The sequence below is a fragment of the Acidovorax sp. PRC11 genome (assembly GCF_031844105.1).
GTDB lineage: Bacteria > Pseudomonadota > Gammaproteobacteria > Burkholderiales > Burkholderiaceae_C > Paracidovorax.
The window spans coordinates 20,934-39,798 of sequence record NZ_JAUZUQ010000029.1 but is presented as its reverse complement, the minus strand read 5'-3'; the positions used below and the strand labels follow the sequence as shown (position 1 = coordinate 39,798).

The 18,865-nt window shown below is 69.5% G+C and carries 20 protein-coding genes; 15 read left to right on the top strand and 5 right to left on the bottom strand.

Annotation, left to right across the window (positions count from 1 at the left end; translation table 11 throughout):
* Positions 1-74 precede the first annotated feature (74 nt).
* Genes Q9R47_RS22155 through Q9R47_RS22135 form a run of 5 tightly spaced genes read left to right on the top strand, consistent with a single transcriptional unit; the run spans position 75 to position 6,383 of the window.
* A complete protein-coding gene (locus Q9R47_RS22155) occupies positions 75-1,247 on the top strand; it encodes an EscU/YscU/HrcU family type III secretion system export apparatus switch protein (protein WP_311235281.1) in 1,173 nt (390 codons plus the stop codon).
* Positions 1,244-3,325, top strand: a complete 2,082-nt coding sequence (gene flhA, locus Q9R47_RS22150) for a flagellar biosynthesis protein FlhA (protein ID WP_311235280.1) — start codon at positions 1,244-1,246, stop codon at positions 3,323-3,325. The genes Q9R47_RS22155 and flhA overlap by 4 nt, the downstream gene beginning before the upstream one ends.
* Positions 3,322-4,872, top strand: a complete 1,551-nt coding sequence (gene flhF / locus Q9R47_RS22145) for a flagellar biosynthesis protein FlhF (RefSeq protein ID WP_311235279.1) — start codon at positions 3,322-3,324, stop codon at positions 4,870-4,872. The genes flhA and flhF overlap by 4 nt, the downstream gene beginning before the upstream one ends.
* Positions 4,865-5,662 (top strand): hypothetical protein, encoded by a 798-nt coding sequence (locus tag Q9R47_RS22140; protein WP_311235278.1) that lies wholly within the window; start codon positions 4,865-4,867, stop codon positions 5,660-5,662. The genes flhF and Q9R47_RS22140 overlap by 8 nt, the downstream gene beginning before the upstream one ends.
* A gap of 4 nt (positions 5,663-5,666) precedes the next feature.
* Positions 5,667-6,383: an RNA polymerase sigma factor FliA gene (locus Q9R47_RS22135; RefSeq protein WP_311235277.1), complete on the top strand. Its 717-nt coding sequence runs from the start codon at positions 5,667-5,669 to the stop codon at positions 6,381-6,383.
* 109 nt (positions 6,384-6,492) lie between these two features.
* Here Q9R47_RS22135 and Q9R47_RS22130 read toward each other — a convergent pair whose 3' ends face one another.
* From Q9R47_RS22130 to flgA, 3 genes are all read right to left on the bottom strand, one after another.
* Positions 6,493-6,894: a hypothetical protein gene (locus Q9R47_RS22130; RefSeq protein WP_311235276.1), complete on the bottom strand. Its 402-nt coding sequence runs from the start codon at positions 6,892-6,894 to the stop codon at positions 6,493-6,495.
* An 83-nt stretch (positions 6,895-6,977) separates the two neighbouring features.
* A complete protein-coding gene (flgM, locus tag Q9R47_RS22125) occupies positions 6,978-7,319 on the bottom strand; it encodes a flagellar biosynthesis anti-sigma factor FlgM (protein ID WP_311235275.1) in 342 nt (113 codons plus the stop codon).
* Positions 7,320-7,411: 92 nt separating this feature from the next.
* The gene (gene flgA / locus Q9R47_RS22120) at positions 7,412-8,212 is read right to left on the bottom strand and encodes a flagellar basal body P-ring formation chaperone FlgA (protein ID WP_311235274.1); all 801 of its coding nucleotides are present in this window, start codon (positions 8,210-8,212) and stop codon (positions 7,412-7,414) included.
* Between the two features lie 251 nt (positions 8,213-8,463).
* On the opposite strand from flgA, the gene flgB reads away from it, so the two are divergent.
* From flgB to Q9R47_RS22085, 7 genes are all read left to right on the top strand, one after another.
* On the top strand, positions 8,464-8,907 hold the full coding sequence (flgB, locus tag Q9R47_RS22115) for a flagellar basal body rod protein FlgB (protein ID WP_311235273.1): 444 nt from the start codon (positions 8,464-8,466) through the stop codon (positions 8,905-8,907).
* A gap of 55 nt (positions 8,908-8,962) precedes the next feature.
* Positions 8,963-9,367 (top strand): flagellar basal body rod protein FlgC, encoded by a 405-nt coding sequence (gene flgC / locus Q9R47_RS22110; protein WP_201498970.1) that lies wholly within the window; start codon positions 8,963-8,965, stop codon positions 9,365-9,367.
* A 24-nt stretch (positions 9,368-9,391) separates the two neighbouring features.
* Positions 9,392-10,042: a flagellar hook capping FlgD N-terminal domain-containing protein gene (locus Q9R47_RS22105; protein WP_311235272.1), complete on the top strand. Its 651-nt coding sequence runs from the start codon at positions 9,392-9,394 to the stop codon at positions 10,040-10,042.
* A gap of 61 nt (positions 10,043-10,103) precedes the next feature.
* Positions 10,104-11,381: a flagellar hook protein FlgE gene (gene flgE / locus Q9R47_RS22100; RefSeq protein WP_311235271.1), complete on the top strand. Its 1,278-nt coding sequence runs from the start codon at positions 10,104-10,106 to the stop codon at positions 11,379-11,381.
* 64 nt (positions 11,382-11,445) lie between these two features.
* Positions 11,446-12,186 carry a flagellar basal-body rod protein FlgF gene (gene flgF, locus Q9R47_RS22095; protein ID WP_311235270.1) on the top strand — a complete coding sequence of 247 codons (741 nt, stop codon included), beginning with the start codon at positions 11,446-11,448 and terminating at the stop codon, positions 12,184-12,186.
* A 72-nt stretch (positions 12,187-12,258) separates the two neighbouring features.
* Entirely contained in the window at positions 12,259-13,041 is a 783-nt protein-coding gene (gene flgG, locus Q9R47_RS22090; protein WP_311235269.1) for a flagellar basal-body rod protein FlgG, read from the top strand.
* A gap of 41 nt (positions 13,042-13,082) precedes the next feature.
* Positions 13,083-13,796 carry a flagellar basal body L-ring protein FlgH gene (locus tag Q9R47_RS22085; protein WP_311235268.1) on the top strand — a complete coding sequence of 238 codons (714 nt, stop codon included), beginning with the start codon at positions 13,083-13,085 and terminating at the stop codon, positions 13,794-13,796.
* Between the two features lie 214 nt (positions 13,797-14,010).
* On the opposite strand, the gene Q9R47_RS22080 is transcribed toward Q9R47_RS22085, so the two are convergent.
* Positions 14,011-14,202 (bottom strand): HipA N-terminal domain-containing protein, encoded by a 192-nt coding sequence (locus tag Q9R47_RS22080; RefSeq protein WP_187185473.1) that lies wholly within the window; start codon positions 14,200-14,202, stop codon positions 14,011-14,013.
* Entirely contained in the window at positions 14,199-14,672 is a 474-nt protein-coding gene (locus Q9R47_RS22075; RefSeq protein WP_311235267.1) for a helix-turn-helix domain-containing protein, read from the bottom strand. Before Q9R47_RS22075 ends, Q9R47_RS22080 begins: the two co-directional genes overlap by 4 nt.
* A 107-nt stretch (positions 14,673-14,779) precedes the next feature.
* On the opposite strand from Q9R47_RS22075, the gene Q9R47_RS22070 reads away from it, so the two are divergent.
* The 3 genes from Q9R47_RS22070 to flgK are packed head-to-tail and all read left to right on the top strand — an operon-like array spanning position 14,780 to position 18,845.
* The gene (locus tag Q9R47_RS22070; protein WP_311235266.1) at positions 14,780-15,946 is read left to right on the top strand and encodes a flagellar basal body P-ring protein FlgI; all 1,167 of its coding nucleotides are present in this window, start codon (positions 14,780-14,782) and stop codon (positions 15,944-15,946) included.
* Positions 15,947-15,994: 48 nt separating this feature from the next.
* Positions 15,995-16,897: a flagellar assembly peptidoglycan hydrolase FlgJ gene (gene flgJ / locus Q9R47_RS22065; RefSeq protein ID WP_311235265.1), complete on the top strand. Its 903-nt coding sequence runs from the start codon at positions 15,995-15,997 to the stop codon at positions 16,895-16,897.
* Positions 16,898-16,913: 16 nt separating this feature from the next.
* Complete coding sequence (gene flgK, locus Q9R47_RS22060) at positions 16,914-18,845, top strand: flagellar hook-associated protein FlgK (RefSeq protein WP_311235264.1); 1,932 nt, start codon at positions 16,914-16,916, stop codon at positions 18,843-18,845.
* Positions 18,846-18,865 lie beyond the last annotated feature (20 nt).

Genomic DNA, 18,865 nt, shown 5'->3' with positions numbered 1-18,865 from the left:
CCCGGGCCGTCTATTCGCGCTTTAGATTTCGGAGCCCCTCACGACAATCGGCATGACCCCTCCGTCATGCCACCATGGACTCCTCCAGCCAAGACAAACAACTCCCCGCGACCGAGCGCAAGCTGCAGCAGGCGCGCGAGGAAGGCCAGGCTGCGCGGTCCCGTGATCTTTCCCACCTCGCCGTGCTCGGCATGGGCGCGGTCAGCACCTACGCGCTCGCTCCCACACTGATCGAGCACCTGCAGCGCGCGATCGCGCACCACCTCGCGTTCAATGCCGAGACGGTGCATGCCACGGGCTCCATGCTGGAGCGCCTCCAGGACATGACCACCGTCGGCGTGGCCGCGAGCCTCGCTTTCGCCGTGCTGACCGCCGTGGCCACCGTCGTGAGTGCGATCGGCTCGGGCGGCTGGATCTTCACCATGAAGCCGGTGATGCCCAACTTCACGCGGCTGAACCCGATTTCCGGCTTCACGAACCTCTTTTCGAAGCAGCAGATGGTGAACGTGATGAAGATGGTGCTGATGACCGCCATCCTCGCCGCGGTGGCCTGGAGCTTCATGAGCACCAGCATCGAGAAGATCGCCATGCTGGTGCTGCAGCCCTCGCCCGTGGCGCTGCGCCATGTGGCCGAGTGGATCGTCAGCGGCATGGGCCTGCTGCTGCTGGTCGTGTTCCTCGCCGCGGTGATCGACGTGCCGCTGCAGGCCTTCTTCTTCAAGTCGCGCCAGAAGATGTCGCACGAGGAAGTGAAGCAGGAGCACAAGCAATCCGAAGGCAGCCCCGAGGTGAAGGGCCGCCAGCGCCAGCGGGCGCGCGACATCGCCAGCCGCGCCAGCCTGGGCAATGTGCCCAAGGCCGACTTCGTGGTGATGAACCCGACCCACTATGCCGTGGCGCTGCGCTACGACGAATCCACGATGGGCGCGCCGCAGGTGGTGTCCAAGGGCACGGACCTGCTGGCGTTCAAGATCCGCGAGATCGCCACCCAGCATTCCGTGCCGGTGCTGCAGTCGCCCATGCTGGCGCGCGCGCTCTATGCCAATGCCGAGCTGGAGCAGCCCATCCCCGCCCAGCTTTACGCGGCCGTGGCGCAGATCCTGGCCTACGTCTACCGGCTCAAGGCCGCGCTGCGCGGCGAGGGCCGCATGCCCGACGCCCAGCCCGACCCGTACGTGCCGCCGGAGCTCGATCCGCACACGAAGGCCACCCCGCCCGACGCACCCACCGCAGGTGACGCGCCATGAAGACCCCCACGATCGCCTCCGCCCGCCAGTGGGCGGGCACCAACGCCTCCGCACTGCAGGGCCTCTCGGCCCCGCTGCTGGTGGTCGCCATCCTGGCGCTGATGGTGCTACCCATTCCCTCGTGGCTGCTGGACACCTTCTTCACGCTCAACATCGCCGTGGCGCTCATGGTGATGATGGTGGCCGCCTACATGCTGCGGCCGCTGGACTTCGCGGCCTTCCCCACCGTGCTGCTGCTCACCACGCTGATGCGGCTGTCGCTGAACGTGGCCTCGACCCGGGTCGTGCTGCTGGAGGGCCACACCGGCCCCGGCGCGGCCGGCGCGGTGATCGAGGCCTTCGGCCACTTCCTGATCGGCGGCAATTTCGCGGTCGGGCTGATCGTGTTCGCCATCCTGGTGGTGATCAACTTCGTGGTGGTCACCAAGGGCTCCGAGCGGATCGCAGAGGTGTCCGCGCGCTTCACGCTGGACGCCATGCCCGGCAAGCAGATGGCGGTGGACGCCGACCTGAGCGCCGGCCTGATCGACGAGAAGGAAGCCAAGCGCCGCCGCGCCGAGGTGCAGGAAGAGGCCAACTTCTTCGGCTCGATGGACGGCGCCTCGAAGTTCGTGCGCGGCGACGCCGTCGCCGGCATCCTGATCCTGCTCATCAACATCGTGGGCGGCTTCGCGATCGGCATGCTGCAGCACGACCTCTCCGCCGGGCAGGCCGCCAACAGCTACATCCTGCTGGCGGTGGGCGATGCGCTGGTGGCGCAGATTCCCGGCCTGCTGATCTCGGTGGCCGCCGCCATGGTGGTGTCGCGGGTCGGCAAGGACCAGGACATGGGCCGGCAGATCGTGCAGCAGCTCTTCATGTCGCCGCGCGTGCTGGGCGTGGCCGCCGCCATCCTGATCCTGCTGGGCGTGATCCCCGGCATGCCGCACGCCGTGTTCCTGATCCTGGGCAGCGGCTTCGGCTACGCCGCCTGGCTGCTGCACCAGCGCGCGAACGCACCCAAGCCGGTCGAGGCGCCCCCGCCCCCGGCCGGCGACGGCGAGGCCAGCTGGGACGACCTGCAGCCGGTGGACCTGCTCGGCCTGGAACTGGGCTACCGCCTGATCTCGCTCGTGGACAAGAGCCGCCAGGGCGACCTGCTCACCCGGATCAAGGGCGTGCGCCGCAAGTTCGCGCAGGAAGTGGGCTTCCTGCCGCCGGCCGTGCACGTGCGCGACAACCTGGAGCTCAAGCCCAGCGCGTACCGCATCACGCTGCGCGGCGTGGTCGTGGGCGAGGGCGAGGCGTTCCCGGGCATGTTCCTCGCGATCAATCCCGGCGGCATCAGCACGCCGCTCATCGGCACGCCGACGACCGACCCGGCCTTCGGCCTGCCGGCGCACTGGATCGACGAGCACCAGAAGGAAGCGGCACAAATGGCGGGTTTTACCGTCGTTGATTCCGAAACCGTGATGGCCACCCATTTGTCACACTTGATGCAAGTGCAGGCCTCGAAGCTTTTGAGCCGCACCGAAACGCAGCAGCTCGTGGAACACGTCAGCAAGCTGGCCCCCAAGCTCATCGAGGAAGTGGTTCCGAAAATGGTGTCGATCGCAACGTTCCAGAAGGTGCTCCAGCTGCTGCTGGAAGAGTCCGTGCACATCCGGGACATCCGCACCATCATCGAAACGCTCGCCGAGTACGCCGGCAGCATCGCCGATCCGGTGGAGCTGGCGCGCCGCGTGCGCATCGCCCTCTCGCCGGCCATCGTGCAGCAGATCTACGGCCCGACCCGGGAACTCAACGTGATCGCCATCGAGCCCGGCCTGGAGCGCCTGCTGGTGCAGGCCCTGGGCAATGCCGGCGGCCCCTCGCTCGATCCCGGCGTGGCCGACATCCTCACGCAGAAGGCCGCGGAAGTGGCCATGCGCCAGGAAGAGATGGGCATGCCCGCCTGCCTGCTCGTGCCCGACGCCATCCGCAACGCGGTCTCGCGCCTCGTGCGCCGCGTCGCCCCCCGACTGCAGGTTCTCGCGCACAGCGAGATCCCTGAAACCCACACCATCCGCATCGGCCCGATCCTCAAAGGTGCAGCATGAACATCAAACGCTTTACCGCAGCCACCTCGCGTGAGGCCCTGGCCAAGGCGCGCATGGCCTTCGGGGACGGCACGCTGATCCTCTCCAACCGCCAGATCGCCGGCGGCGTGGAAGTGATGGCGACCGCCGAAGACACGCTCTCGTCGCTGGAGAACGCCGCCGCCGAACCCACCGCCCCGCCCGCGTCCCGCCTGCAGGAACGCGCCGCCGACATGGCCGCCAACCCGGTGCAGTCGAACCGCCCGACGCGCACCACCCAGCGCGCCGAGCCGCCGCGCAACCCGGTGGCACAGGACACCGAGCAGCTGGCGATGAGCACCCTCTCGTTCCAGGACTACGTGCGCGAGCGCATGCTGCGCCGCCGCCACGAGGCCCTGGGCGGCGCGCCGGCCGCCGCCGAACCCGCGCCGCTGTTCGAGCGCGCCGCTCCACAGGCCCGCCCGGCCGCCCCGCGCATGCCCGAGCGTGCCGCGGCCCCCGCCGCGCCGGTGCAGCGCCACAACCCGCTGCACGCCATTCCGATGGGCCTGCCCGCCCAGCCGCCGGTGCGCGAGCGCCGCGCGCAGGCCCCGGTGCCGTCGCTCGCGCAGGAGTCCGGCCAGCAGAACGTCATGAACGAGCTGCAGGCGATGAAGGACCTGATCGAGGACCGCTTCAACACCCTCGCCTGGCTGGGCCAGGCACGGCAGAACCCGATCCAGTCGAACCTGATGCTCAAGCTCATCCGCTCCGGCTATTCGCCGTCGCTGGCCCGGGCCGTGCTGGAGCGCCTGCCCGAAGAGATGGGCGCGGGCCATGCCGTGCGCTGGCTGATGGACGTTCTGGAGCGCAACCTGCGGACCGACGCGCAACAGCGTCCCCTCTACGAAGAAGGCGGCGTGTACGCGATGGTCGGTGCCACCGGCGTCGGCAAGACCACCACCACGGCCAAGCTCGCCGCGCTGTGCGCCCGGGTGCACGGCCCGGCCAGCGTCGGCCTGATCACGCTCGACACCTACCGCGTCGGTGCCCACGACCAGCTGCGCACCTATGGCCGCATGCTGGGCGTGGTGGCCCATCTGGCGCACGACCGCGCCGCCCTGCAGGACCTGCTGGGCCTGCTGGCCGGCAAGAAGATGGTGCTGATCGACACGACCGGCGTGGCGCCGCGCGATCCGCGCAAGCGCGACATGCTCGACGTGCTCGACCTGCCCGGCGTGAACCGCCTGCTGGTGCTGAATGCGGGCTGCCACGGCGACACGCTGGACGACGTGCTCACCGGTTTCAAGACCGACGGCTCGCAGCAGGCCATCCTCTCCAAGGTGGACGAAGCGGTGAAGCTCGGCCCGGCCGTCGACGCGCTGATCCGCCACCAGATGGTGCTGCGCGGCGTGACCAATGGCCAGCGGGTTCCGGAGGACTGGGAAGCCGCCGACGCGCACAAGCTCATCGCCACCTCGATGCGGGCGCCTGCCAAGTCGGCGTTCGATCCGAAGGCGTCGGACCTGAACTTCTTCTTCTCGCACTCGCCCGAAATGGCCATGGAAAGGGGACTGGTCAATGCTTGATACCGGTTTTCACCAGGGCGCGAGCCTGCTGGGCCTCGTGCCGCAGACCCCGCTGCGCACGATCGCCATCCTGGCGCAGCCGGATGCGGCCTATGGGCTCGAGACGTTCTTCCAGGTGTGCTCGGCCCTGCAGCGCATGGGCTACCCCGTGGCGGTGCTGGACGGCACCGCGCGCGAGACCGATGCCGCGCCCGGCCTGGCCCATCTGCTCGCCGAGCCGTCCTGGCAGGACGGCGCACCGCTGGACACCGGGGCCGCCGCGGCCACCTCGCTGGCCGTGCTGCCTGCCGCCTACGGGTTGCGGCGGCTGGCGCGCCAGAGCGCCGACGCCTTGACGGCCCAGCAGACGCTGCAGCCGTTCTTCCGCGCCTACCAGGTGCTGGCGATCTACGCACCCGCAGAGGCCCTCGCCCCGCTGGTGCGCGATACCGGGACGGTGCCGCTGCTGATCGCCGAGGGCAGCGACCACGCGGTGAGCAGCTACCGCCAGCTCAAGCACATGGCGCTGCACGCCGGCGTGCCCTGCACCGTCGCCTCGGTGCTGCCCACCGACCGGCCCGCGGGCATGGCCCGGGCGCATGCCACGCTCGCCGCCCTGCAGCGCTGCGTGGAGCGGCACCTGGGCAGCGAACTGCACACGGCCACCCTGCGGGCCAACCACCCGCAGGACCTGCAGCGCCTGGCCTTGCAACTGCTCGAAAACGCGGGCACCATGGGCGCCGCGCCGGTCGCCACCGCCCCGTCCTTCGGGGCGCACGGGCCGGCCCAGCCCTTCGCACGGAGCCATTGATCCGATGTACACCGCCAAAGGACAGCTCAACCGCGATGCACTGATACGCCAGCACGCGCCGCTGGTCCGCCGCATCGCGCACCACATGATCGCGAAGCTTCCTCCGAACGTGGAGCTGGACGACCTGATCCAGGTGGGCATGATCGGGCTCAGCGAGGCCCTGTCGCGCTACGAGGTGACGCAGGGCGTGCAGTTCGAGACCTTCGCGTCCCAGCGCATCCGCGGCGCGATGCTCGACGAATTGCGCGAGGGCGACTGGATGTCGCGCAGCTCGCGCAAGAGCCAGAAGGAGATCGAGCAGGCCGTGCACCGGCTGGAGCAGAAGCTCGGCCGCAGCCCGCTTGAATCGGAGATCGCCACCGAGCTCGAACTGAGCCTGGCCGAATACCAGTCGCTGCTGAGCAAGGTGCGCGGCACCCAGCTCGTCTACCTCGAGGACATGACGCGCGGGGACGACGACGAGGACGGCTTCCTCGACCGCCACGTGGCCGACAGCGCGGCCGACCCGATGGCCATGCTGCGCGACCAGCGGCTGCGCTCGTCCCTGGTGGCGGCGATCAAGTCCCTGCCGGAACGCGAGCAGCAGATCATGGGCATGTACTACGAGCACGACATGAACCTCAAGGAGATCGCCGCCGTGCTCGGCGTGACCGAATCGCGCATCTGCCAGCTGCACAGCCAGTCGATCGCGCGGCTGCGCGCGAAGATGCGCAGCCATTGACGGCCGGGCCGGGCACCACGCCCTGCCCGTCAGCCCCCCATGCGGCCAACGCCCGTGCCCCGCGCGGCGGCCGGTCCGCAAAAAGGCCCCTTCGGGGGCCTTCGTCGTTTCAGCTCTGCGACCGGTAGATCCGGGCCGCGCTGCCGCGCATGCCGGTGCCCGAAGGGCTGCCGCTGCCGTAGGTGGTGCCGTTCCGGTCCGGCGGCAGGAACGAGGCCACCTGCCGCTCGGTGATCGCGGCGAGCCGGGCGAGTTGTTCGCGCTGCAGCGCGAGCTGCCCGCGCACGGCCTGGACCCGGCGCGCCCATTCGGGCGGCAGCGCGGGCGCGGTGGCGGGGCGGTTGTCCAGGGCGCGCGAGAGGTCGAGCGCGGCCTGGCGCAGCAGGGGGGCGCAGCGCTCCAGCGCCGGGGCATCGCCCTGCAGCAACAGCGCACCGACATCGGCCAGGAGCGACTCGACGGTGGAGAGCAGGGTTTCGGGGGCGGCGGAGGCAGCGGAGGAGGGGTGCATGGGTCGATCCTGTGCCGACCGACCCATGGGGGGCGCGCGTGCCGCGTGCGGTGCGGCGGGCGCCCTGAGACGGGATCAGCCGTTCAATGGGACTTGGGGGAGTGGGCGATGGTTTCCTGCGCGTTCGAGAGCAGCTTGTCGGCGATGGCTTCGGCATCGACCGTGAAGGTGCCCTTTTCGATCGCCGCGCGCACGGCCTTGACCTTGTTGGCATCGAAATCCGCACTGCTGCGCAGCGACGAATCCAGCGCCTTGGCGGCACTGGAGAACGTCACGGGCGTGCCGCCCGCGGCGGCGACCGTGGTCGCGGTCTTGGTGGCTTCCTCGGCGGCAGGGGCCGGGGCGGCCGCCTTGGCCTGCTGCTTCGCAGCCTGGACCTGCTGCGTCAGCGCGTTCGGCAATTCCGGGTTCTGACTGATCTTCATCGCACTCTCCCACCCCGTCGGATGTGGGGCACAGTAGCAATGTTTTCGACCATCATGGCGCGGACTTTAGGCTTTTCTTCGGAAACAGGACGTCACAGGGCGACCTCGACCGTTCCATCGTTGGTCACAATGCCGGCCACGATCTTGCCATTATCCATGCGGACGCGCACGGTCTCGCCGACGGAGCCGTTCGTGACGGCCTGGCCCGCCGATGTGACCGAATAGCCGCGCCCCTGGGCGACGACCCGCACCGGCGAGCCGGCACGGAAGAGCGTGGGGGCCTTCACCATGTGCTGGCGCAGCGCCTGGCCGGCCATGAGCTGGCGCGAGGCGACCTGCCCCACCCAGTTCTCGGGATTGGCGACGATGGCCGTGGTCTCGGCCGCCCAGTCCACCTCGGCCTGGGTGGCGTCGGCCTCCGTCAGCACGGCACCGGAGGCCACGTTGCCCGTGAGCACCCAGGCGGGGCCGAAGGCCTTCACGGTGACGGGGAGGAAGACGTTCCACGCCGTGGGACCCTCGACGCAGCGCAGGCCCAGCCGCGTGCGGCCCCAGAGCCGGGAGCCGGCGGGCAGATAGGGCTCGACCCGGGCGCAGGGCGCGAGGCGCAGCCGGGAATCCAGCTGGCCCACGCTCACTTCCATGCGCAGCGGCAGCGCGCCGCCGCCCGACATCTGGTTGCGCTGCAGAGCATCGTCGAGCCAGCGCTGGGTGATGCCGCCCAGGTCGGCCGTGGCGTCCACTCCGGGCGTGCCCGGCACGGCCTGCGCCAGGGCCGCGGCGGCCGCGCCCCAGGCGAGCAGCGCGGCGCCGGCCATGCGGGCGAGCGCGCCGGCCGGGCGCGGGGCGGAGCGGGAGCGTTGCGAGGACGGCAGGCGGGGGTTGCGGAACATGGAGGCCTCCTGGGCAGCGGCGCTGCGGAAATGGAACGGGAAGCCGCCGCGGACGGGGGCGGTCCGGGGGCCATTGCACAACCTGCACTCTAGGGCGTGCGGGCCGTGGCGATGGACCGAACTGCGCGCCAATCCCTGCGTTCTTCGCGCTTTAGAAAAACGGGCCCGTTTCCATAATCGGTCCCACGCCGAGAACCCGTGGCCCCTGCGCCGCGGCCGGCCCCGAACCCCGATTTCCGCAAGGTGCCCCCATGCTCGACAAGTTGACCGAACGGCTGGATTTCCACGGCAACGCGCTGATGCTGCGTGCCGAGCGCCAGCGCGCCATCGCGAGCAACATCGCCAATGCCGACACGCCCGGCTACGTGGCGCGCGACTTCAATTTCGGCGACGCGCTGCGCGAGGCCACCGGCCAGGGCACCGGCGCCACCTTCAGCACGGCCGAGCGCGCGATCCAGCGCCAGCAGAGCACCAGCGACCCGCGCCACATTCCCCTGCCGGCCGCCACGACGGGCATGGGCTCCGGCAGCGCCATGGGCTACACGGTGCAGACCCAGCCGAGCATGGACAACAACACCGTGGACCTGGACCGGGAGCGGGCCGCGTTCGCGGACAACGCCGTGCGCTACGAGGCCACGCTGCGTTTCATCAACGGCAACGCGCGCACGATGCTGAGCGCGATCCAGGGCCAGTGAGCCGCCGAGCCCCGCCCCCGCACGACCGGCCCCGCACCAGAAAGCGATTCCCGCCATGTCCATGTTCTCCATCTTCGGCGTCTCCGGCAGCGCGATCAGCGCGCAGGCGCAGCGTCTCAACATCGTGGCCAGCAACCTCGCCAACGTCGATGCCGTGGCCGGCCCGGACGGGCAGGCCTACAAGGCGCGGCAGGTGGTGTTCCAGACGGCGCCCATGGGCGACGAGGGCGCTGCCGGCGTGCGCGTGAGCGCCATCAGCGAAAGCCAGACGCCGGGCAAGCGCGTGCACGACCCCAGCCACCCGCAGGCCGATGCGGAGGGCTACGTGACCCATTCCAACGTGAACGCGGTGGAAGAGATGGTCAACATGATTTCGGCCTCGCGCTCCTACCAGAACAACGTCGAGGTCATGAACACCACCAAGTCGCTGCTGCTCAAGACGCTGCAGATGGGCCAGTAACCCCTTTCCCCGAAGGTCCTCACCATGATCCTCAACCCCGTCGGCTCCACGGCCACCGTGAACTCGGGCTCCGGCTCGAACTCCGCCACCGATCCGGCCGCCGCGCAGGACCGGTTCCTGAAGCTGCTGGTCGCGCAGCTCAACAACCAGGACCCGATGAACCCGCTGGACAACGCCCAGATGACCTCGCAGATGGCGCAGATCAACACGGTGACGGGCATCCAGCAGCTCAACCTGAGCATGCAGACCATGGCCGAGCAGTTCACGACCATGCAGACGCTGCAGGGCACGATGATGATCGGCCGCACCGTTCTCACCGAAGGCGACAAGATGACCTTCAAGGACAGCGCCGGCACCGGGACCTTCGACCTCAAGGGCGCCGCCACCGACGTGAAGGTGGAAGTCGTCACGCCCGGCGGCCAGGTGGTCGACACGGTGGACGTCGGCGCGAGCGCGGCCGGCCGCCACGACTTCTCCTGGGACGGCAGCAAGTACACCGGCACCCGCAGCGACCTGAAGTTCCGCGTGGTGGCCTCCACCAAGGATGGCGCCGTCGAGGCGACACCGCTCATGCAGGCCAAGGTGCTGGGCACGGGCTCCAACGCCGGTGCCCTCACGCTGAACCTGGACACCGGCAGCACGGTGAACTACGCCAACATCCGCTCGGTGCTCTGACGGCCCCGCGCATCCATCCCCACACGACAACACCCCTTTTCCGCCTCCCGAGGAGAACACCATGAGCTTCCAGCAAGGCCTGTCCGGCCTCAACGCCGCCAGCAAGAACCTGGACGTGATCGGCCACAACGTCGCCAACTCCGGCACCGTGGGCTTCAAGGCCTCGCGCGCCGAATTCGCCGAAATGGTGGCCAACGCCATCGGCTCCGCGGGCGGCACCAACGCCGGCATCGGGGTGGAGCTGGGCGCGGTGTCGCAGCAGTTCAACCAGGGCAACATCTCCGTCACCGGCAACAGCCTGGACGTGGCGATCAACGGCGACGGCTTCTTCACGCTGCAGCAGCCCGACGGCTCGCGGGCCTACACCCGCGCCGGCAACTTCAAGCTCGACAGCAACGGCCAGCTGGTGACCAACACCAAGGCGCAGGTGATGGGCTATGCGCTCGACCCGGTCACGGGCAAGCGCACGGCGAGCAACGCCGCCCCGCTCACCTTCCCCACCTCCAAGCCGATTCCCGCCAAGCAGACCACGGCGATCACCGCGGAATTCAACCTCGACGCCCGCGCGCCCGATGCCGCCGGCGACGCCACCGCCACGCCGCCCGTGCCCGCCACGCCGCGCTCCACCTACGGCACGTCGATCAATGTGTACGACAGCCAGGGCGTGGCCAAGCCGGTGAGCCTGTACTTCCAGAAGAACGGCGCCAACACCTGGGACGTGTACGACAAGCTGGACGACGCCACGGCCAACCCGCCGGTGGTGGCCACGCCGATCGGCCAGATCAAGTTCGACGCGAGCGGCAAGATCGTCTCGCCGGCCGCGACCGCGCCCGACACCGGCTTCCAGATGCCGCTCACCGTCAAGCCCACGCCGCCCAACCCGAACGGCCTGGCCGACTACACGGTGCAGATCAAGCTCGACGGCGTGTCGCAGTACGGCAAGGCCTTCGCCGTGTCGAACCTGTCGCAGGACGGCTACACGGCCGGCGAACTCACGGGCATCAGCATCGAGAACAACGGCACGGTGATGACGCGCTACTCCAACGGCGTGACGCGCGCCGAGGGGCAGGTGGCGCTGGCCAGCTTCCGCAACACGCAGGGCCTGGCCTCGGTGGGCAACAACAACTGGGTGGAAACGTTCCAGTCGGGCCAGCCGGTGCTGGGCACGCCCACCGAAGGCAAGTTCGGCGGGCTGCGCTCCGGCGCGCTGGAGGATTCCAACGTGGACCTCACGGCCGAGCTGGTGAACATGATGACCGCCCAGCGCGCCTACCAGGCCAACGCGCAGACCATCAAGACGCAGGACCAGGTGATGTCCACGCTGGTGAACCTGCGCTGACGTCCGGCCCGCCCTGACCCGCCACTGATCCCCGAACGCATTCCCTCTTCCTGCAGGCCGAGCGATGGACCACATCATCTACACCTCCATGACGGGCGCCAGCGCCGCCGCGCAACGGCAGGCGGTGCTGGCCAACAACCTCGCGAACGCCTCCACCAACGGCTTCCGCGCGGAGATGTCCACGTTCCGCGCGGTGCCCGTGCAGGGCGACGGCTCCAAGACCCGCGTGTTCGCGCTGGAGGCGACCTCGGGCCACGTGCAGACGCCGGGCCCGGTGCAGCGCACCGGCCGCAACCTGGACGCGATGGCGGTGGGCAATGCGTGGTTCGCGGTGCAGGGGCTGGACGGCACCGAGGCCTACACCCGCAACGGCAGCTTCGAGGTCACGGCCGAGGGGCAGCTGCGCACCTCCAACGGCCTCACGGTGCTGTCGGACGGCGGCGGTCCGATCGACGTGCCGCCCGGCGCCGACGTGTCGCTCGGCTCGGACGGCACCATCACCGCGCGCGTCGCGGGCCAGCAGGCCACGCCGATCGGCCGCCTGAAGCTCGCCACGCCCACGCTGGAAGACCCGCTCAAGCGCGGCGACGACGCTCTCTTCCGGCCCGCGTCGGGCGACCCGATGCCCAACGATCCGAACGGGCGGCTGCTGTCCGGCGCGCTGGAGGGCTCGAACGTGAACGCCGTGGAAAGCATGGTCGGGATGATTTCCGCCTCCCGGCAGTTCGAAGCCCAGATGCGCCTGCTGCAGACGGCCGAGAACAACGACAAGACGGCCGCCCAGCTGCTCAACCTGAACGGCTGACGGCCGACCGCCCGCCGACGCCACCGCACCGCCCCGCACGCACTCCACGCCCGCATCCCCCGAGGAACCGCCATGATCAATTCGCTCTGGATCGCCAAGACCGGCATGTCCGCCCAGCAGACGCAGCTGGACGTGATCTCCCACAACCTCGCCAACGTCTCCACCACGGGCTACAAGCGCAACAACGCGGTGTTCGAGGACCTGATGTACCAGAACCTGCGCCAGGTGGGCGCGCAGACCACCGAGCAGAACCAGCTGCCCACCGGCCTGCACCTGGGCCTGGGCGTGCGCACGGTGGCCACCAGCCGCAACTTCACGCAGGGCAGCCTGGCGCAGTCCAACAACAACCTGGACGTGGCGATCAACGGCAACGGCTTCTTCCAGGTGACGATGCCCGACGGCACCGCCGGCTACACGCGCGACGGCTCGTTCCAGCTCGACTCCCAGGGGCGCATGGTCACGTCCAGCGGCCTGCCCGTGGCCAACGGCATCACCGTGCCGGCCAACGCCACCGGCATCAGCATCAGCACGGACGGCATCGTCTCGGCCACCGTGCCGGGCACGACCGCGCCGCAGCAGATCGGCACGCTGGCCATGGCGAGCTTCATCAACTCGGCCGGCCTGGAGCCGGTCGGGCAGAACCTGTTCAAGGAATCGGCGGCCTCGGGCCAGCCCCAGCAGGGCACGCCGGGCACCAACGGCCTGGGCATCATCCGCCAGGGCTTCCTCGAAACCTCGAACGTGAACGTGGTGGAAGAGCTGGTGTCGATGATCCAGACCCAGCGCGCCTATGAAATGAATTCCAAGGCCATCCAGACGTCCGACCAGATGCTGGCCAAGCTCGCGCAGCTGTGATGCGCGCACCTTCTTTCCTCCAGACTTCCGAGGCAACGACCATGCCGCACACCGCCGCTCCCCTCCTCCTTCGCCTTCCCTTCGCGCGCCTCGCCGCCGTGGCCGCCCTGCTGGCCGCCACCGGCTGCGCCACCGTCAACCCGCCGCCGCCGATCGACATGCCGCCCACCCAGGCCCCGATCGCCGTGCAGACGGTGCCCCGCGCGACCGGTCCGGCCACCGGCAGCCTGTTCCACGCGGCCAGCTACCGGCCGGCGTTCGAGGACCGCCGCGCGCGGCTCGTGGGCGACATCGTCACCATCCAGATCGTGGAGACGATCTCCGCCTCGCAGAAGTCCAGCTCCAAGGTGGACCGCTCGGCCGCCAACACGGCCGGCGTGAGCGCGTTCCCCTTCATCGGCGCGGGCGATCTCGGCAAGCTGAAGCTGGGCGGCAACAGCACCAACAACTTCGAGGGCAAGGGCGACCTGCAGAGCAGCAACACCTTCACGGGCACCATCACCACCACCGTGGTCGAGGTGCTGCCCAACGGCCACCTCGTGATCGCGGGCGAGAAGCAGATCGGCGTGGCCGAGAGCGTGGACGTGCTGCGCTTCTCGGGCACCGTGGATCCGCGCTCGCTGCAGCCGGGCAGCGTGGTCAGCTCCACCCTGGTGGCGAACGCCCGCGTGCAGTCGCGCGGACGGGGCTCCCCGGCCGAGGCGCAGGCCATGGGGTGGCTGGCGCGGGCGTTCAATTCGGTGGCGCCGTTCTGAAGGCCTGAAGCGCGCGGCCTGGCCCGCGCAACGGCTGGCAGGAGCTACCTCATGCGCGCCAGCATGTCGGCGATCACCACGTGGCGGATCGCACGCAGCAGGTGCAGTTCGGCGGCCCGGGTTCCGGACGTGACCCGAGCGAGGATCCGCATGGATCCATATTCCTCGGTCATCTGCCGGATCAGCCCGTCTGCGGCCTCCGGCAACCGCGCGATCACTGTACCGGCCGGACCGTGGCGCCATCCAGCAGCGGCTCGGGAACCAGCGGCAAAGAGGGAGACAGCGGATAGGGCTGGCGGCGGGACAGCCAGCTGGACGCGTACTGGAAGCCCCAGAGGTTGTTCTGCTCGCTCAGGTCGCCCACCGGTTCGCCATTGATGGAAACGGCCAAAGTGCGCCGGCTCATTGGCGATGCACCTTGGCGGATCGTGGCGATTGCGCGGTGCCTTTCTCCGCTTTACGCGGCCCGGATCCTGTCGCCTGCAGAGCGGCGTCCTTCTCCTGCACGGCAGCCAGCCGCGCATGAACGTCGTCGGGCATCTCCACCATGACCCGGAGGCCCAGTTCTTCCAGGACTTTCAACGCGCGCCCCATCTGGACGGTTGCCTTCCCGTTTTCCAGGTCGCGCAGGTACACATGGCTCACCCCGGCGCTGCCAGCCAAGTCGTCCTGGCGGACGCCATGGGTCTTGCGCGCGGCGTGAATGACCTGGCCTATGTCGTCGACGCTGGTGATCCATCGGTTCTTCATCGAGCATCCATATAGAAGTGAGCGTTTAGATTTTGATCCATGCGCCGATGGAGTCCAAAAAATAGAAACGATCCCTTCGATCGTGAGCATCGCGGCGCCGACACCCATCTGAATCGAAACGATCAATTAGATGAGCCGCCACGAGAGCGACCCTGCATCCAGCCAAGAAAGCGGGGTGATCCGGCGCCTTTTCCCTCCATCCCCCGGCGCCGTCCGATCCCACAATCGGTGCCATGAAGTCTCCTGCCCCCACCTCCTTCCTCGCACGCGCGCACCGGGCCGCCCTGCGGCTGGGGATCGCGCATGGCCTCGCCGCGCTCGCCCTGCTGGGGGCGATGGCACCCGCGCATGCGCTGCGCATCAAGGAAGTGGCGGCCGTGCAAGGGGTGCGCAGCAACCAGTTGACGGGCTACGGCCTCGTCGTGGGGCTGGACGGCACGGGCGACCAGACCACGCAGATGCCGATCACCACGCAGGCGCTCACCAACTACCTGCAGCAGATGGGCATCAGCCTGCCGCCGGGCACGGCCGCGCCGCAGCTCAAGAACGTGGCCACGGTGATCGTGACGGCGCAGCTGCCGGCGTTCGCGCAGCCCGGGCAGTTCATCGACGTGAGCGTGTCCTCGATGGGCAATGCCAAGTCGCTCAAGGGCGGCACGCTGATCGCCACGCCGCTGCGCGGCGCCGACGGCGAGATCTATGCGCTGGCGCAGGGCAACCTCGTCGTGGGCGGCGCGGGCGCGGCGGCCGGTGGCAGCAAGGTGCAGATCAACCACCTGAGCGCGGGGCGCATTCCCGAAGGCGCGCAGGTGGAACGCGCGGTGCCCACGCCGCTGAACGACGGCGACACGATCAACCTCGGGCTCAACGCCTCCGATTTCCAGACCGCGCGCAAGGTGGCGCGGGCCATCAATGACAAGCTCGGCAAGGGCGCGTCCATCGCCACTGCGCTGGACGGCCGCACGGTGCAGGTGCGCGCCCCGCAGGACCCGGGCGGGCGCGTGAACTTCATCGCCGACCTGGAGGAAATTCCGCTGGCCGACGCCACGCCGGCGGCCAAGGTGGTGATCAACGCCCGCACGGGCTCCATCGTGTTCAACCAGGCCGTGACGCTGGGCCCCTGCGCGATCGCGCACGGCAACCTGTCGATCACCATCAGCTCCACGCCGGTGATCAGCCAGCCCAATCCGCTGTCGCAGGGCCAGACGGTGGTCGCGCAGAAGAGCGACATCACGGTGAAGCAGGAGCCGGGCAACATCATCCAGATGCCGCCGTCGCCGCAGCTCGCCGACGTGGTGCGCGCGCTCAACACGCTGGGCGCCACGCCGCAGGACCTGCTGGCCATCCTGCAGGCCATCAAGGCCGCGGGCGCACTCAACGCCGAGCTGGAGGTCATCTGATGGCCGCCGCGTCCGCCTCCGCCTCCGCCTGACCGCCGGGAGACCACCATGTCGCTCAGCCTGACCTCCTCCGCCCCCGCCACGGCCTCCAACGCGCTGGCGGTGGACGCCCGCTCGCTGGACGCGCTGAAGTTCCAGGCCGGAAGCAACGACCCGAAGGCCGCCAAGGAAGCGGCCAAGCAGTTCGAGTCGCTGTTCATGCGCGAGATGATCAAGAGCATGCGCGAGGCGACGATGAAGTCGGGCCTGATGGAGGGCGAGCAGGGCAACCTGGGCCAGGACATGCTCGACCAGCAGTTCTCGGTGCAGATGTCGGGCCTGCCGGGCGGCCTCTCCGAAGCCATCCAGCGCCAGCTCACCCGCCAGATCGGCAGCGGCCAGGAGGCCGCGCCGGCGTTTTCCCCGCCGTCCACGCTGAGCCTGCAGGCCCCCTCCGCGGCCCGCGCCGCCGCGGCGGCGAACGCGTATGCGCCGGCCCCCAAGGGCCGCGACGGCTTCGTGCAGCACCACCGCGAGGCCGCCGAGCGCGTGGCGCAGGAGAGCGGCATTCCCGCGAGCTTCATGCTCGGCCAGGCCGGCCACGAGACGGGCTGGGGCAAGAGCGAGATCCGCAGCAGGGACGGCAGCAATTCGTTCAACCTGTTCGGCATCAAGGCCGGCAAGGGCTGGACGGGCAAGGTGGCGGAAATCACCACCACCGAATACGTCAACGGCACGCCGCGCAAGGTGACGGCCAAGTTCCGCGCCTACGACTCCTACGAGGACTCCTTCAAGGACTACGCGCGCCTGATCAACGACAACCCGCGCTACGAGAAGGCCCGCAGCAAGACGCATTCGGCCGTGGCCTACGCGGCCGAGCTGCAGAAGGCCGGCTACGCCACCGACCCCGAATACGCGCACAAGCTGAGCCGGGCCATCCACAGCACGCTGCGCGTGGGGCCCTCGGCATGAAGGCGTGTGAACACCTATGAGCCTGCTGAACGTCGGAGCGCGCGCGCTCCTCGCCAACCAGGTGGCCCTGCAGACCGCGGGCCACAACATCGCCAACGTCAACACCGCGGGCTACTCGCGGCAGACGCTGTCGCTGCAGACCGTGCAGGGGCAGTTCACGGGTGGCGGCTACATCGGCCAGGGCGTGGACGTGCAGACCATCCTGCGCAACCACAACGAGCTGCTGACGCGGCAGGCGGCAGCGGCGGATTCCGTGCAGTCTGCCGACAAGACCCGCGCGGAGCGGCTGTCGCAGATGCAGGACGTGTTCGGCGGCGGCACCAGCGGGCTGGGCGCGGCCATCACCGACATGCTCAACTCGTTCAAGGACGTGGTGGCCTCGCCCATGGACATGACCGCGCGCACGGTCTCCATCACCCGCATGGACGAGACCGCCGCGCGCATGCGCTCGTCGGCCGGGCGGCTGGACGAGATCCAGTACACGGTGAAGGAACAGCTCACGGGCGACGTGAACGCGCTCAACGCCCTGGCCAAGCAGATGGCGAGCGTGAACGAGCAGATCGCACGCGTGAAAGGCAATGGGCAGACGCCCAACGACCTGCTGGACCAGCGCGACCAGATCATCCGCGAGATCAACCGCTACGTGCAGACCACCCAGGTGGCGGCTGACGACGGCACGGTGGGCCTGTTCGTGGCGGGCAGCCAGCCGCTGGTGCTGGGCACGACGGCCACGCCGCTGGACGTGCAGGAATCGAGCATGTTCCCGGGCAGCGGCCAGCTCAAGGTGTATTTCAGCCCGCCCGGCATCAAACCCATCGAGCTGGACGACGGCATGCTCGGCGGCGGCGAGCTCTCCGGCCTGCTGCGCTTCCACAACAACGACCTGGCCGAGGGCCGCAACCTGCTGGGCCGCATGGCGCAGGCCATCGGCATGACGATGAACGCGCAGCACAAGCTCGGCCTCACGCTGGACGGGCAGGCCGGCAAGGACCTGTTCACCGTGCCCGCCAGCATGCCGGGCTACACCAGCGGCTCGGCGGCCGGCACCGTGGCGTTCTCGGACTCGACGAAGTTCGCGGCCTCCGACTACGAGGTGCGCTTCACCACGCCGCCCGCCGGCCAGGTGGTGCGCCTTTCCGACGGCAAGGCCACCGGCTTCACCAGCCTGGCGGACCTGTCCAGCCAGCAGATCGACGGCCTCACGTTCAACCTGACCGCCGCGGGCGGGGCCGGCGAGCGCGTGATGTTCCGGCCGTTCAGCAGCGCGGCCCGGGACATCGAGGCCAAGGTGCTGTCGCCGCGCGATCTCGCCGCCGCGAGCCCCGTCAACGCCGCCATGGGCGCGGCGAACGCCGGCTCGCTGCAGCTCAGCTCCGTGAAGGCGGCCACCAGCCCCTACACGCCCCCCCCGACACCGAACGGCGTCACCCTCACCTTCACCGCAGGCCCTCCGACCACCTACGGCGTGACCGGGTCGACGGTGCCGGCCACCGGCACCACGGGCCTCGCCTACACGCCGGGCCAGCCCATCACCATCGACGGCTGGCAGATCACCCTCAAGGGCACGCCGGGCACCGGCGACACCGTGAAGGTGGGCAACGCGCTGGACGCGCAATACGGCGACGCCTACAAGCGCAATGCCGGCAACGCCTCGGCGATCGATGCGCTCGGCGACCTGAAGATGTTCGATGACGCCACGATGAGCGACGGTTACGCCGGGCTCATGGCCCAGGTGGGCACGCGCATGCAGAACGCGAAGTACGCCTCGGACGTCTCTTCCACGATCTCCACCAACCTCGAACGCGACCGCTCCGCCGTGGCGGGCGTGAACCTGGACGAGGAGGCCGCCAAGCTGATCCAGTACCAGCAGGCCTACCAGGCCTCGGCCAAGGTGCTGCAGATCGCGCAGAGCATTTTCGACAACCTGATCCAGACGATGGGCCGCTGACGCCGCCCGCGCCACAACGC

Coding starts and splice junctions, on each gene's coding strand:
- flhA (WP_311235280.1), top strand. CDS start 1,244: ATGAAGACCCCCACGATCGCCTCCGCCCGCCAGTGGGCGGGCACCAAC.
- Q9R47_RS22105 (WP_311235272.1), top strand. CDS start 9,392: ATGATCCTCAACCCCGTCGGCTCCACGGCCACCGTGAACTCGGGCTCC.
- flgB (WP_311235273.1), top strand. CDS start 8,464: ATGCTCGACAAGTTGACCGAACGGCTGGATTTCCACGGCAACGCGCTG.
- flhF (WP_311235279.1), top strand. CDS start 3,322: ATGAACATCAAACGCTTTACCGCAGCCACCTCGCGTGAGGCCCTGGCC.
- Q9R47_RS22080 (WP_187185473.1), bottom strand. CDS start 14,202: ATGAGCCGGCGCACTTTGGCCGTTTCCATCAATGGCGAACCGGTGGGC.
- Q9R47_RS22135 (WP_311235277.1), top strand. CDS start 5,667: ATGTACACCGCCAAAGGACAGCTCAACCGCGATGCACTGATACGCCAG.
- Q9R47_RS22155 (WP_311235281.1), top strand. CDS start 75: ATGGACTCCTCCAGCCAAGACAAACAACTCCCCGCGACCGAGCGCAAG.
- Q9R47_RS22130 (WP_311235276.1), bottom strand. CDS start 6,894: ATGCACCCCTCCTCCGCTGCCTCCGCCGCCCCCGAAACCCTGCTCTCC.
- flgK (WP_311235264.1), top strand. CDS start 16,914: ATGAGCCTGCTGAACGTCGGAGCGCGCGCGCTCCTCGCCAACCAGGTG.
- Q9R47_RS22070 (WP_311235266.1), top strand. CDS start 14,780: ATGAAGTCTCCTGCCCCCACCTCCTTCCTCGCACGCGCGCACCGGGCC.
- flgC (WP_201498970.1), top strand. CDS start 8,963: ATGTCCATGTTCTCCATCTTCGGCGTCTCCGGCAGCGCGATCAGCGCG.
- Q9R47_RS22140 (WP_311235278.1), top strand. CDS start 4,865: ATGCTTGATACCGGTTTTCACCAGGGCGCGAGCCTGCTGGGCCTCGTG.
- flgG (WP_311235269.1), top strand. CDS start 12,259: ATGATCAATTCGCTCTGGATCGCCAAGACCGGCATGTCCGCCCAGCAG.
- flgA (WP_311235274.1), bottom strand. CDS start 8,212: ATGTTCCGCAACCCCCGCCTGCCGTCCTCGCAACGCTCCCGCTCCGCC.
- flgJ (WP_311235265.1), top strand. CDS start 15,995: ATGTCGCTCAGCCTGACCTCCTCCGCCCCCGCCACGGCCTCCAACGCG.
- flgM (WP_311235275.1), bottom strand. CDS start 7,319: ATGAAGATCAGTCAGAACCCGGAATTGCCGAACGCGCTGACGCAGCAG.
- flgF (WP_311235270.1), top strand. CDS start 11,446: ATGGACCACATCATCTACACCTCCATGACGGGCGCCAGCGCCGCCGCG.
- Q9R47_RS22085 (WP_311235268.1), top strand. CDS start 13,083: ATGCCGCACACCGCCGCTCCCCTCCTCCTTCGCCTTCCCTTCGCGCGC.
- flgE (WP_311235271.1), top strand. CDS start 10,104: ATGAGCTTCCAGCAAGGCCTGTCCGGCCTCAACGCCGCCAGCAAGAAC.